The organism is Salibacterium qingdaonense (assembly GCF_900114715.1).
In the GTDB taxonomy this organism is placed as follows: Bacteria; Bacillota; Bacilli; order Bacillales; family Marinococcaceae; genus Salibacterium; species Salibacterium qingdaonense.
In genome coordinates, this window is the sequence record NZ_FOTY01000005.1 from 155,900 (window position 1) to 168,645 (window position 12,746).

The following is a 12,746-nucleotide window of genomic DNA, read 5'->3' on the forward strand; positions in this document are numbered from 1 at the left end:
ACATTTCTATTTATAAAACTATAGTATCATCTTTTTTTAGATATTTCCATGTATTCCCCTTACTTCATTATTATTAATCCTTTAGTTTTTTATAACCCTTATAGGTAAGATGCTATCCTTCTCAAACTCTAAGTTTCAATCCGACCGTAAAGTAAGATGATGGATGTTTTGTTGTTGTAAGGATAGCATATGTAACCGAGCAGGGAAAGCCCCTGCTCTTTTTTATTAGGTGCAGCCCTCGCACTCGTAGTAATTATCCTCTTCACTAATAACCCGGTCCAATGCTATACCCTGCACGTCCTCCGTCTCCGTAAACTCGATGTCCGCAATCGCCTCACGGATTCGGGTGTCGGCATCTTCCTGACTACCTGCTGCAACACCATACCTACTTTGTTCCCCAGTGGACACAATGCGATAGGAATAGATGTACCTATTCATTCGAATGCCCCCGTCCTCTTAAGCACAGTGGCCGTTTCTACTCGAGTGATCGGATCGTTCGGGCGCTCTCCATTGAATACACCCTGTTCCTGCGCTTTTTCCCAAGCCGGCTGATGTACTTCGGCCACATCGGTTCCTGGTTTTTCACTCTCGATCAATGCCACCAAAGCAATGGCGTTCGATATCGTCATTTCGCCGTCTTCATATTCCTTTGCCGTGGACTGTTCGATGATGCCTCTGTCAGCCGCGTTCTTGAGATAATCGCCAAACGTACCGTTTAAAACTCCTGTGGGTTTCATGATCTCATCTCCCTTATCAGTTTCAGATTTCACGTCTTTGTACGGTATATCAAAGTATTCACAGAGAATCTTGGCATGCGTCTCTGCTACACGCTGCCGGTACGATTCCTTGTCCTCACCAAAAATACCCTCAAAGTCACCGGGATCATCCATAAACCCGTTCTCTGTAAGTACGGCTGTCATGTTAGTTTCCCGTGTGACATGCAGGTTGGTCCAGCTCCCACGCTCACCGGCGTGTGTACCATTTCCGTGCGTTTCAAAACCTGCTTCTTCCATACGTTTTGCAAACAATTCAGCGAGCTTTCTCCCCTCTTCTGAAGTACCCCAGTAGAAAGCACACACTCCCGAACTACCGCCTGCATTGGCGTGATCAGACCAGTACAAATCCACGCCGCGTCTGTTTGCAGCATCTGTCCGAGTAGCCAAGCCCACCTCTTTCGAATTCGGTGGCTGGGGAAGCCACACAGAAAAGCCATGCCGTTCCAAAATAGGTTGGAGCCGCATGGCCACATCAGAATTAAATTCGTGTTCTTCGTAGACCTTTCCATTCTTCGTTACACCTTTACCGCCTGTACGTTGAAAGGTATCGGATCCGTGCCCGATATCCAGTGCGATCATTGGCATATGACCATCTCCTTTATAATGTAAACGCCCATACTAAAAGGCTTGACACAATCCCAAGAACAAAGGTGACGCCTCCTGTGAAGAGAGCCTTTGTAATGGTGCGCCGGAGCCACGTTGTATTTTCTTCAATTTTCCCGATGCTTACCTCCAAATTTTGAATGGACCGGTCTTGCAAAGCGTCATTCTTTTCCAACTTGAAAATCTTTTCATCTCGGACTTCGTCCTTCTTTTTGATTTCTTCTACTTCGCTAGATAAGTTTTGCAGAGTGTTTTCTAAAAGATTCATTTCCTCACTCACTCCTTCGCCAACACCCCTTTCTTTGTATCTAGGAGCATAGACACCTGACCCCCTTGTGAATTCTGCATAAAAAAGACACCCTCTCAGGTGTTTACTCGAGTCCGCTATTAATTAGCAGCTTAAGCTGACTAAGACCTTTTTCGCCAAAGTAGTTATTCCGATACATGGCAAACAGAATAACCGCCCAGGAAGCTAGATCAACCCATGCGTCTACTGTTTCTGATGGAATCGCAAGGCCGAACGTGGCTTCCAGAACCTGCTTTATTGCAGCTGCAATGCCTGCTAATATAGTGAAGATACTCCGGAATACCTGCGTCTTTTCCTTGTCGCCTTTAAACAGCTTTTCAATGACTTTTTTCATATGATCACTCCTTTTTGATATTAAAAAGGAGCCTCCAAAATTGGAGACTCCTTACAACCTTTATTTATTGCACCAGATGACGCTTATGGTGCTGCTTAATTCGATCTTGTGAATAAACGGCATATCGCAATGTAGTAGTAGACGAGGCGTGGCCTAACATTTCTTGTACGGCCCCAAGTTCAGCCCCATTGTTAATTGTGAGTGTAGCCATGGTATGCCTTAAAACGTGCGGGCTGACTTTGTTTTCAAGTCCTGCTGCCCTGGCCACCTTTGCAAGCTCTTGCTGTATCCCACGTCTGGACAGCCGCCCGTGCGGTTTTCGTTCGCTCACAAACAGCGCTTCATCATCGTCTGTTCGATTCATCAGGTATTTTCTGAGGTAGTATATGGCCTTTGGTGAGAAGTAGACGGTGCGTTCCTTCCCGCCTTTTCCATACACAAGCGCTGACTGATCCTGTATGTTGACCTGTGACCGGTTCAACGGCTGCACTTCTCCGAGCCGGCACCCCGTGGCGTACAATACTTCTATCATGGCTCGCCGGCGGTACGTGTCACAGCTTTCCCGGAGCATTTCGAGTTCTTCTATGGTGAGTGCTTTCGGTGCTCGTTTTTCCTTCTTAGGTGCCTTCACTTTCATTGTCGGGTCCCTCGGTATGAGTTCCTCCCCCGTCAACCAACTGAAAAAGGACTGCAGCACAGATAATTTCGTGCTGATTGTGGCACTTGCTGCATCTTCAAAGCTGGCTAGATATGCCCTAATGTCTGCAGCAGTAATGTCCTCGGCCCTTCTCTTCACCTGATCAGCAAACATTCTCAGCTGTCTACGGTACCCGTCCAGCGTGTGATGACTGCAGCCTTCCAGCTTCTTCGTTGCAAGGAACATGTCCATCTTTTCCTGCAGGTCCGGGTGCTTGTCGTACTCTTCAACCTTTGTCACATGGTACTTGCTGACGATCTGTGACAACCGCGACTTCGTTTCCTCGACATTAACCGGCACCAGTTCCGAGATGTACGCGACGATGTCGGAGAGCATCTGCTCCCCTGCAGTTACAGTATTCACTTTCGATTCCCCCGTTGGAAGGATATTTCGCTTTATGGGCAACTGCATCAAAAAGAAGCAGGCACGCCCAACGGTGCGTTGACGGCCAGATGATCAGTCCGGCCTACCTGCTTCATATTGTACAATACCATTCCGGATTTGAGAAGGCAATATGAGAACATTTGTTTCAATTCAATGTTCCAGAAGGACTCAGGATATTTTTTGTCGAAATTCATTAGTTTGGAAAGGAGGTGAAAGTATGAATTTGTCTGCAAAATTTATCACGGTAAATCAACTGGAAATAGTGATCAACCAACTAAAAGAAATTGGTGACGATAACGACTTCCAGGTTCTATTGATGACACCGTTTGGTTTTCTCAAGGGAGACATTGAAGATATCACCGATAAAGATGGTTTTATGGTTGATAGCCCAGATAATCCCGATGCAATGAGAATAGATCTTTCTTACTTGGTGAAAATGAAAAATGACTTTTTGAAGGATCCTGAGAACCAACACATCGAAATAACTAACGACGATGGTACATTGAATCTGGTAAACGTTGAAATTTACAAAGACACCTTTTTAAATCCTATTGCGACTTTGCCGCAAATGCTTGTTTTTGTAGACCAGATAATATCGTGCGCGATAGTTCCTCGTGAGAATAATTTTGAGGTACATGAATAGTCACATCAAATGTTATTGTTTGAGCCGCCTTCTTCGGGCGGCTTTTTTGAAAAATTCTGCGCATGATATTCATTTATATCACCTCTTTCACTGGAAATGTTTTATTAATTTATCTGCTGCCTGAGCGTTTTGACTTCTTCTTTCAACCTCTCAATCTCTTTGACCATTGGATACACTACAGCAGCAAACTGTCCTCGTTCCATACCCTCGTTTGGACGGAACGTACCGTCAGAATAGCCGCCAATGTATCCGTGTTTTTCAAGGTATCCAATCGCTTGGAATGCCCAGAATCCTTTTCTCACGTCTTTGAAGGTCTGCTCCATTTCTTCGTCCTCCTCTCCTTTCACATCTTCTTCCGGTTTTGGCTCCGGCTGCGGTTCTTCGATCTGCGGAATCTCTGCCGGCAAACAAAAAAGGCCATGGCCGGTCTCCCAGTCAAAGCCTTCATCTTGAATATCTCTGCAATTTTCATGTACAAACTGCCGCGTTTCCTCTCGTGTCGGGCGTCCGAGTCCATTTTCTTTTCTCCACTGCATCCAGCACGCCAGCATGCCTGTTGCCATCGGTGCTGAGAAGCTTGTTCCCGTCACACCAAATGTATGCCCGTCGTCTCGCTGTACGTAGATATTGCTGTACGTCACGGCGTCCAAGGCTTCCCCTTGATTGGCGTAGTACGCGCCGGCTCCGCCATTTCCAAGGTGTAACGCCCCTATTGCAATCGTGAAATCATACGCAGCAGGGTAGCTGACTTGGGCATCATACCCGTCATTTCCTGATCCACAAATCAGAGGTATATCAAGTTCTTTGTACCGTTCGACGTAAGACGGGACCGTGCTCCCGGAATACCCCGCCATGCTGACGTTGATGAGATCGATGTCGTCCAAGTGATCCAGTACCCACTGGTGCCCTTCGTCATTGTTTTCCATTACATATATTTGCACACCAGGCGCAAACTCCCGGCAGACGAAGCCAACATTGGTGCTGTGCCCGTGCTCGTCGTAGTCCTCGACAGGCTCGTGGTACCAATCTTCCATGTTATCCCTTGCATCGCCGCCGGAATCGAGGAGCACGACCTTAACATCATTGCCGATATATCCTGCGTTATGCCAAACGTCCGCGTTGACTTTTCGGCGTTCCGCATCATTTTCTTTAATCATTTAATCTCTCCTTCCGGCATAAAAAATGCACCCCTTTGGGTGCTGCTTATTTGACGGTATACTGTTCGGAATTGAAGACGCGCCCCATCCACATGCGCCATATGGTCACTTTTTTCTGGCCGGACATGGTCCGGTGTACTGTATGATATTTAAACGGGAGCAGTTGCTTCAGGTTCCATTTGATTTTGCTAAACATAAATAATCCTCTCCTTTTGTTATAAAAATAACGCCAGTTAAGGCGTTTGATTTAATGCGCATAAGCCACGCTATGCACTAGTTGGATACGCTTCGCCGGTGATTTTTTCATAATCTTGCGATGTTATTGCGCCTAATTCTACGTATCTTTGTAACTGGTCTTTTCGGCACCAATTCTTGTTATACCAGTCTTTCAGCCGTTCAAACATTTACTTCGCCTCCAATTCGGATATTCTTAAATCCATTTCCGTCATCTGCTGTCCTTGCGACATGTTCTCGATTTCAGCGTCAATCAACGACTGCCCTTGCGATTCATCTTCGTTTTTCGCTATAACTTGCCGGAACGGATGGTTAATCGGAAAGTTATCAGGCAGCGTCCCGTCCAATACGTACCGCTGATACACACTCCCGAATCCTTCCGGCATACGCTCAATTTCTTTAAATCGCTTCTGCATATCCGCCGTAACTTCAACTTCCGTAAATTCTACGATGTTGATACGATCGTGTTTTTCGGCCGTTTCCGTCCACCACTGCTTGTCAGGTAACGCCCATTTCGTATATTCTTCGCCGTTTTTGGTGTACGTTACTTCGTGAGGATAGAGACGGTATTTACTTCCAACCCGTTGTAACATCGTATTTTCCTCCTTTCTATTGAACTAGTTCAAGGACAGGGCGCCAACCGGCGCTCGTATTCGAACCGGAAGACGAATACGCCTGGAAGTATGACACTCCCTCGTATCCGCGGCCGACGCGGGAGCCAGTATCGTCACTTATTGTTTCTTGACACCAACTCCGCGATCCGTCTCCGTATTCATTCACCGTGATTAAATCTTCGTCGGTAAAATTAGGACTCCAATTTTCGGTAGGTTCACTCGCATATTCTGAGTAACTAAAGTTATCTGGCGCTTTGTCGCTGATCGGTAACATCAGTTTGTTCCATTCAGATCCGATAGCATCTCTGTCTACATCTTGGTAATTGCACGGGTCATTTTCGGCACCGCGCCACAACCTCACGGCATACTCCAGTCCGTTGATTGTTACGGTTTTGTTTCCAAAAACCGCACCGGCATTATCTAGATCATCCCAACTCAAATCAAACCTAATCGGCTTTTGCGGACTAAAGGCCGGAGCCCCCGCGATCGAAAATTTGAGCCACTCTGTATTAGAAAATTGTGACGTTCCTGCTGTAAGACCAACCTCGCTTGCCAACTGCTCGCCAGAAATAAAATCAGATGATGGTACAGCGCCGTAGTATCCTGCGTCTTTATCACCATCTGAAATAGTACGAGAACCGGGAGAACCGGATGTATCGTCAAGATATTTGGATTGATCTACCGCATATTCGTGCCATATTGCGCTTCCGTTTGTATCATCCAAGCAAACGTATGATGTCATTTTTGTACTTCCGTCGTCCATATGCCAAATGCTACCTACGTTATACCCTGCGCTGGAATCATCTGTTGCAGTAGGTTCTGCTGTGGCGCTGTAGTTGTTCTTTTTCAATCCGTGCGGTGGGTTATCGTTTGTCACATCTTCGGAACTATGCGTACTAAATTTCTGCAGTACTTCATTGATGGAAGCAACCAGATCTGACTTTTCATCGGTGTTCAGATTATCCAGGGTGCCTATTTTATTCAGAAGCTCGTTTATGGAGGCAACCAGGTTTGTTTTCTGCTCCGTTGAGAGGTTGGCCAAGTCACCGAGTTGTTCTTTTAGGTAAGCGTCATTGTTAATGAGCTGATAAAATAACGGGTTCATTACACTGGGATGAACGTCGTCCGTTGTCTCAATCTCTCTCAACTGTTGGTTATATGCTTTCGGATCCTTAATAGGGTGTTCTGCCATGCTATCCCTCCTTTAATGTTCTTCGGTAAGATCGATCTCAATGATGGTGTCTGAATCCTTACCCTTCGGTGAAAAGTTCACGAATACCACAGGGTCCGCGTCCTCGTCATAGAGAGCAACCGATGATATATTCCGGCCGTTTCCTTCGTCTGCTGAAAGTACCACTTCAATCACGGCGTTGGTTCCGTTAACCGTTACATTCTCAATGTCTTTGACCAGGAACTCACCTGCTGCCTGTGTTCCGTCCGGATCCGGATCATTCACATCACCGGTGCTTGAATCGTGTCCGCCGTCTCCCCAGCCGACTTGAGCGATTGCAGTCAATGTATCAACGCCGGCAGAGGCTTCAGCGCTTTTCGTTCTTCGGGTGATTGTTACGGCTTTCTTTACCGCCATGCTGCGTCACCTTCCTTTCTTTGATCTCGACATGATAGGTTGGTTTGGTATTCACATTCATGCTTCAACCTCCTCTCCATTAATCCTCATCTGGAGACCGTACTCCGTGGGCGCTCGCTCCCCATCAAATTGATGTACGCCATTAAAAGAAGCGCTCCCGTCAAACTTGAGCGCTTTGGTAATTTGCGTATCCCTTTGTACGTGAAAACCGGCTTCATAATTGATCGGCAGAGTATAAGCCTTGGATATTCTCGGAACGATCAAGGTGTTGTATGCAATGATGTCCTGGTATGCCGCTTCAATCGGCACACCGAAATATATCCGAATTCCGTTCTGCACGATACGGCGGATTGATGTTCGAACATTATCTATGGCAGCTGTCGCAAACTGACCGCCTTTGTTTCCGGAAAACAGATACGTTCCATCGAATTTGGCGGTGCCGTCAAACTTCAGCTGCGGCGTAAAGATATCCGTTTCGTATAGAAGGACGAGCGCTGCCGGTTCGTTGTCGTATTTCTCGTACCGCCAGCATTCAGCAAGTCCTTTATACGCGTCACCGAGCAAGTTTTCCATGATCTCATTGATGGTCTCAATATCGCCATTGGAGAAATTGGCGCTGTCTTTCGTCTTGATCATGTACCGGTACGACTGGTCATCCATGCCATTCCGTTGCTGGCCTACATCCTGCCCGTAGCGATCAAGAACCTTACCCTCGGCATTATCGATATCTTGATAATAGACAATAGAATCGCGGGTATCGAACAGTTTCTCCTGTATTTCCTCTCCAACGACAGCCATCAGCTTGGCGATGTTGGAGTCCGGACGCTTGCTGTACCGGTCCGTAATCCATGAAAGCATCTTGTCAGCTATTGTCATTGAAACACCACCTTGTCCGCGTCCGTGCGCGCGTACTCACGCTGATTGATCGTGATGTTGTCATACGAGTACGTGGATCCATCTGTCGAGAGCTCGATCGTGATATCTTCTGCGCTGCTGTCTCTGCCGGCTGACATGAGTGCCTGGAAGGCGATCACATCTTCTTTGATGCCAAGACCATCATATTCCGTGCCGTCTGCGTCCTGACCGCCAATGTATTCAATGATATTTGCCCGGATAGCGTCCTGATCTGCACTTCCACTCAGTGTTATATTAACGTAGACATCGACTATATTCGGTCGGGAATAGCCAATCGCTTGATCCCTGCCCTTGCTGTCCTGCACAGTCACCTGAGTATCACCAAACGACTGGATGCCGCCTGACTTGTAACGCATGATCGTCTCTACAACGTCCTGTTCCGCGCCGCCCCAGACGACCGGTTCAATACTTTTGGGTGGAATGCCGTCGGACGTAGTGTTGGTCTCATTTGAGTCCAAATAGACGTCCCGAACGCCCGTAACATCAAGCAGGTTGAAAACAAGCCGGTTTTCTTCTGATCGAGTGCGGTCCAGTCGTTCCCGGAGTTCCTCGTCGCTTTCCCTATCACGCCCGCCAGACGTAGCTTCCGGGTTGGTTACACTGTCGATGCCTGGGGATGGATTCACGATTTCTGTGATATCGCCGGCATTAACGTTGCCCTGCTGCCCTCTTTCCGCAGCTTCAATGTCTGCTGTCACTGTACCGCCCGATGAAATAGTTACGCTTTCTGTAGTCCGAAACCGTATGCTACGGCTCGTTTCAACCACAAAGCCGGAATCAACAACTGTGTCTTCCTCTCCGGTTATCTCAATGGATCCAGTTGATCGGAGGGGTTGCATTCTTCGGGCGCTCTGCCTTTTGGCATTTCGATTCAATGCAATGCCTTCTGAAGTTTCAACGAATGCAGCATTGTACGTGTCTTCAAGATCTTGCGCGAAAAGAGACAGAATCCACGCAATGACGCGGAGAAAAATACCGAGGAATTGTTTCGGTGACAGGTTTGTGCTCTCGCCCATCTTCTCCTTCGCGCGGTTCTCCAATGACGCCACGATATCCGCATATCGCTTCCTCTTGAAACCATTCTTATCAAGCATACTCATAGGTTCATCACCTCCGTCCCGGTTACTTCTTCTTCTCCCGCATAGCAACGAAAAAAGACGGAAAGCTGTCGCTCGCCGTCCCGCTCAATCTCTATGTCTGTTACTGTGGTCACTCGTTCGACTTGCTCAAGCGCGTCATAAAGCGTTTGGGTGACATCATCGTCCGTGACGCCCTTCCCTTGTATCGCTTCGTACTCTGTTCCAAAGGAAGGATCAAGAAACCATTCATCCAGCGCTGTTTTTAGTACGGATCGTATATCCTGCAGCAGTTCCTCATCCTCTTCAATCCAGACAAAATCACCGTTCTCCATCACGAGATCACCGGTTTTTCCGTCGATCTTCAACGCCTTCATTGGATCAGCCCCACAATCACAGCGTCCTCCAAAGCATGATGCCGGCTGAATTCCGGATCGGCTTCACTGCCTGATATCACGTTATCCAGGGCGCGCTCTGCAAAGACGACATACACGATGTCCCCTTTTTTATATACCGGTGTGACCTCTCGTTCAATCTCTTCTTCGGTGTACGACAGAGCGTGCTCTGAACTAACCGACGACACGTACTTATCTTTGATGATGAATCGCTGGGAGAGTGCGTGCGCTTCTAAAATGGGAGGGTAACTTTCAGCTTCCTTCCCCTTCTCTTTGCGCTTGAACAACGGCTGCAGTTCAGCCTTCCCGGCCGCAAAACTCTCCACTCGGCAAGGCATGGCTGTATGAAGATCCAGCAGGTGAGATGATATAAACTGTTTTAAATAGGAATCTCCACGCATTAGACCACCTCCATTTCCGTGACAAAATCAGAGTCTGTTGCTTTGTGTGTGCCTTTCCGAATCCGGTACCGGCCATTTGCTGTGCTGGACGCTACGCGTACATGAAGCCCTTCAGAAAGTCGATGATTGAGCAGGCATTTCGTATTCCAGCCTTTCACGGTTTCCTCATCATCATTTTCTTCTTCAAAACGTTCCGGTGTCCCCACAAGGCCATGTTCGGGAGACAGGAGAAATGATGTTTCATCACCATATCTCGGATCACGAATAAAAACTTTTCCTCTCGTGACACGTACTGTAGCGCCGCAATCTATTGCAACCTTCTGCATAACATACGTGATAGTTCCACTAACGCTGCGCCCTCTGGCATATACCTTGTCATTTGGCAGCGATATAGCTCCGATTTCCACCCCTAATTCATTTGCGAGGTCTTGCAAGATATAAGAGCCGCTGATGCCTTTCTTATACGACTTAGAGATTGTTTGCCTGGTCCACGCCTCGCTGGCATCGGTGCATTTGAGCGTCGTGAGCTTATCGGTACCGTCCCACTCTGTGTTCTTCTTTTGGAGCACGCCCAGCAGAATCGCGCCGACATCTCCTTCATAGCCGGCATTCAGAATAACGGAATCACCCTTGCTCATGTTATTCAAGGTGCTTTCCGACAGGTTGTATATCTCGATTTCCGCAACCTCGGCTTCTTCCCCATCGTTAAACGGAACCTCAAAAAAGATCGCAAAGTCATCCGAATGGAACCTGCGATCCTTTACAATCAGTTCTGTTTTCCGCATAAAGCTGTATTTAGGCATCACCTTCACCGTCCTCAATCATCAAAAACACCGTTTGCCCCAGCGTTTCCCGGTTCGCTTCTGTATCATTGCCGGACGGATCACGGGGAATAATCGTTACTTCCGGGAAATCCTCATTCACGTAGTCCTCAAAAAGTGGCTTTCCATATACGATTTTCTGACCTGCAGCAAGCGTCTCTCCATTCCTTCTTAAATCTACGGTGTAGAAGTCATGCTTGCTGTTGTAGTGATATTCCAGCTCGAATGTTGCTCCAGCCAGTTCGATTTCATACGAAAACGGGACCTGGTCACGAAAAAAAGGAAGGTACGCCATTAGGATCCCTCCTGTGTCTGCTGTCTACCTAGATTGTCGATATCTTTGACCTGCGAGCTCACATCAACCGACAACAGATCCACGCTGCTGGATTCAGCCAGTGTGACTTCCCGGAGGGTAATATCAAACTGCAAGCCGTTCCCCACTTTCGTGCCGTGGGTGCTGTTGAACTGTTGAATTAGTACCTGCTGCCGCTTGATTCGATGCCGGTATGGAATCATTTCGCCGGAGCTCTGATACTTTTCCAGCTGCACCATGCGAGACGCGGCATCCGGCCCGACGATCACACCGGATATATCTATCGTCTGCGGCTTCATGCGCACATGGTCAGTCATATCAGCACGTTTCTCTACGGCGTATTCCGTTATCTCAGCTTCTCGTTCCGGTTCATCCTGTTCCACGGTATCAAGCCGCACTGTTCCAAGAGTTGCTGGCATCTTATCACCTCTCTATCGGCATCGGATTGATGATACGCATGTTCTCATAGTGTTCATCAAGCGTTTCAAACACCCACTGCTTAAATGTGCGTTTATCATAATCTGTAGCACGTCCATACGCTTTGACTTCTACATGAGGCATGTACTGGACAGTTTGAGCCGAGGACTGTTGGTTGTAGGTTCCCCCTGACGCAGATGCGCCATTTATGCCTTCACCAATCCGTTTATATACACGTTCATTCAATGGCACGACGGCTTCATCATCAGCACCTTCACCAACAACCGCTTGTGTGGTATCTGTGACAAGACCCCCGGTAGCCATTCTTTTTCCGACCAATTGTGTGGTTGTATCCGTCATGCCGCCTGAATCCTGCGACAATACCCCGGATGAACCGCCGGAAGGGCTGCTGATATTCATTTTGGGGATATCCGGTATATCGATCAGCGGTATCTTATTTATTGCTCCGATAAGCCAGTTGATACGCCCGATGGTTTTGTTGATGTAGAGTTTTGCGGCCGTCCACATACCTCGGAAGAATCCGCCGATTGCTGTATCGGCCTCACCGGCGCTGGCGGTGATTTTATCCCAGTTATTCACAATGGTTGATCCTACATCAATAGCAAGGGTGATCAGCCACCCCATCGGCGTAAATAACTTACCGAGGCGTAATCCAAAGCGGACAACAGCCGCTATCCCTCGCCCGATCATCCCGGCGAAACGAGCAAGCCCACCTACTACTGACTTAATGGTGTAATTGTCAACTGAAATTTCAGCCATATGTTCATCCAATTTTCAGCCAAAGATGAATCGCTTCACCTTTACATACAATAGGAAAAACAATAGGAAAAATTTCATTTCATCAATAAACTTTGTTTAATGAAATGGATTCAACGATTCATTGAAGCTTGGATAGCTACTACACTATTTGGCTTCTATTTCATTGTCAAAGAACAGTGATGCGCGTTTTCGATGTTTCGAATGAAGAATAAGGTGAATTCCCCCTTTTTTTATTCATCTGCCATGATGCTTGGTTCGGCCCCTTATTAGTTCTGTGACATCTAAACGCTT

The 12,746-nt window shown here is 47.4% G+C and carries 20 protein-coding genes; 1 reads left to right on the forward strand and 19 read right to left on the reverse strand.

Annotated elements, in window-relative coordinates; genetic code table 11:
- Positions 1-225: 225 nt before the first annotated feature.
- The 5 genes from BM058_RS06645 to xerA all read right to left on the reverse strand — a co-directional run bounded on the left by BM058_RS06645 (position 226) and on the right by xerA (position 3,080).
- Positions 226-438 carry a hypothetical protein gene (locus tag BM058_RS06645; protein ID WP_090926245.1) on the reverse strand — a complete coding sequence of 71 codons (213 nt, stop codon included), beginning with the start codon at positions 436-438 and terminating at the stop codon, positions 226-228.
- Positions 435-1,361 carry an N-acetylmuramoyl-L-alanine amidase family protein gene (locus BM058_RS06650; protein WP_090926246.1) on the reverse strand — a complete coding sequence of 309 codons (927 nt, stop codon included), beginning with the start codon at positions 1,359-1,361 and terminating at the stop codon, positions 435-437. The genes BM058_RS06645 and BM058_RS06650 overlap by 4 nt, the downstream gene beginning before the upstream one ends.
- A 13-nt stretch (positions 1,362-1,374) precedes the next feature.
- Positions 1,375-1,647: a hemolysin XhlA family protein gene (locus BM058_RS06655; protein ID WP_090926247.1), complete on the reverse strand. Its 273-nt coding sequence runs from the start codon at positions 1,645-1,647 to the stop codon at positions 1,375-1,377.
- Between the two features lie 103 nt (positions 1,648-1,750).
- Positions 1,751-2,020, reverse strand: a complete 270-nt coding sequence (locus BM058_RS06660) for a hypothetical protein (RefSeq protein WP_090926248.1) — start codon at positions 2,018-2,020, stop codon at positions 1,751-1,753.
- Positions 2,021-2,084: 64 nt separating this feature from the next.
- The gene (gene xerA, locus BM058_RS06665) at positions 2,085-3,080 is read right to left on the reverse strand and encodes a site-specific tyrosine recombinase/integron integrase (protein WP_218151892.1); all 996 of its coding nucleotides are present in this window, start codon (positions 3,078-3,080) and stop codon (positions 2,085-2,087) included.
- A gap of 238 nt (positions 3,081-3,318) precedes the next feature.
- Here xerA and BM058_RS06670 point away from each other — a divergent pair, with 238 nt between their 5' ends.
- Entirely contained in the window at positions 3,319-3,744 is a 426-nt protein-coding gene (locus BM058_RS06670; protein ID WP_090926250.1) for a hypothetical protein, read from the forward strand.
- Positions 3,745-3,848: 104 nt separating this feature from the next.
- Here BM058_RS06670 and BM058_RS06675 read toward each other — a convergent pair whose 3' ends face one another.
- From BM058_RS06675 to BM058_RS06735, 14 genes are all read right to left on the reverse strand, one after another.
- Positions 3,849-4,901 (reverse strand): S8 family peptidase, encoded by a 1,053-nt coding sequence (locus BM058_RS06675; protein WP_090926251.1) that lies wholly within the window; start codon positions 4,899-4,901, stop codon positions 3,849-3,851.
- A gap of 46 nt (positions 4,902-4,947) precedes the next feature.
- Complete coding sequence (locus BM058_RS18165; protein ID WP_177195456.1) at positions 4,948-5,097, reverse strand: hypothetical protein; 150 nt, start codon at positions 5,095-5,097, stop codon at positions 4,948-4,950.
- A gap of 70 nt (positions 5,098-5,167) precedes the next feature.
- On the reverse strand, positions 5,168-5,305 hold the full coding sequence (locus tag BM058_RS06680) for an XkdX family protein (protein WP_090926252.1): 138 nt from the start codon (positions 5,303-5,305) through the stop codon (positions 5,168-5,170).
- Complete coding sequence (locus BM058_RS06685) at positions 5,306-5,728, reverse strand: hypothetical protein (protein ID WP_090926253.1); 423 nt, start codon at positions 5,726-5,728, stop codon at positions 5,306-5,308.
- A 16-nt stretch (positions 5,729-5,744) separates the two neighbouring features.
- A complete protein-coding gene (locus tag BM058_RS06690; RefSeq protein ID WP_090926254.1) occupies positions 5,745-6,941 on the reverse strand; it encodes a hypothetical protein in 1,197 nt (398 codons plus the stop codon).
- Between the two features lie 12 nt (positions 6,942-6,953).
- A complete protein-coding gene (locus tag BM058_RS06695; protein ID WP_090926255.1) occupies positions 6,954-7,337 on the reverse strand; it encodes a hypothetical protein in 384 nt (127 codons plus the stop codon).
- A 57-nt stretch (positions 7,338-7,394) separates the two neighbouring features.
- The gene (locus BM058_RS06700) at positions 7,395-8,213 is read right to left on the reverse strand and encodes a hypothetical protein (protein WP_090926256.1); all 819 of its coding nucleotides are present in this window, start codon (positions 8,211-8,213) and stop codon (positions 7,395-7,397) included.
- Positions 8,210-9,352 (reverse strand): baseplate J/gp47 family protein, encoded by a 1,143-nt coding sequence (locus tag BM058_RS06705; protein ID WP_090926257.1) that lies wholly within the window; start codon positions 9,350-9,352, stop codon positions 8,210-8,212. Before BM058_RS06705 ends, BM058_RS06700 begins: the two co-directional genes overlap by 4 nt.
- Positions 9,349-9,705, reverse strand: a complete 357-nt coding sequence (locus BM058_RS06710) for a DUF2634 domain-containing protein (protein WP_090926258.1) — start codon at positions 9,703-9,705, stop codon at positions 9,349-9,351. Before BM058_RS06710 ends, BM058_RS06705 begins: the two co-directional genes overlap by 4 nt.
- A complete protein-coding gene (locus BM058_RS06715; RefSeq protein ID WP_090926259.1) occupies positions 9,702-10,124 on the reverse strand; it encodes a Gp138 family membrane-puncturing spike protein in 423 nt (140 codons plus the stop codon). The genes BM058_RS06710 and BM058_RS06715 overlap by 4 nt, the downstream gene beginning before the upstream one ends.
- A complete protein-coding gene (locus BM058_RS06720; protein ID WP_090926260.1) occupies positions 10,124-10,927 on the reverse strand; it encodes a phage protein in 804 nt (267 codons plus the stop codon). The genes BM058_RS06715 and BM058_RS06720 overlap by 1 nt, the downstream gene beginning before the upstream one ends.
- Positions 10,920-11,240 (reverse strand): phage baseplate plug family protein, encoded by a 321-nt coding sequence (locus BM058_RS06725; protein ID WP_177195457.1) that lies wholly within the window; start codon positions 11,238-11,240, stop codon positions 10,920-10,922. The genes BM058_RS06720 and BM058_RS06725 overlap by 8 nt, the downstream gene beginning before the upstream one ends.
- A complete protein-coding gene (locus BM058_RS06730; protein WP_090926261.1) occupies positions 11,240-11,677 on the reverse strand; it encodes a phage baseplate protein in 438 nt (145 codons plus the stop codon). Before BM058_RS06730 ends, BM058_RS06725 begins: the two co-directional genes overlap by 1 nt.
- Positions 11,678-11,681: 4 nt before the next feature.
- Positions 11,682-12,455: a phage tail tape measure protein gene (locus BM058_RS06735; RefSeq protein ID WP_143082985.1), complete on the reverse strand. Its 774-nt coding sequence runs from the start codon at positions 12,453-12,455 to the stop codon at positions 11,682-11,684.
- Positions 12,456-12,746 lie beyond the last annotated feature (291 nt).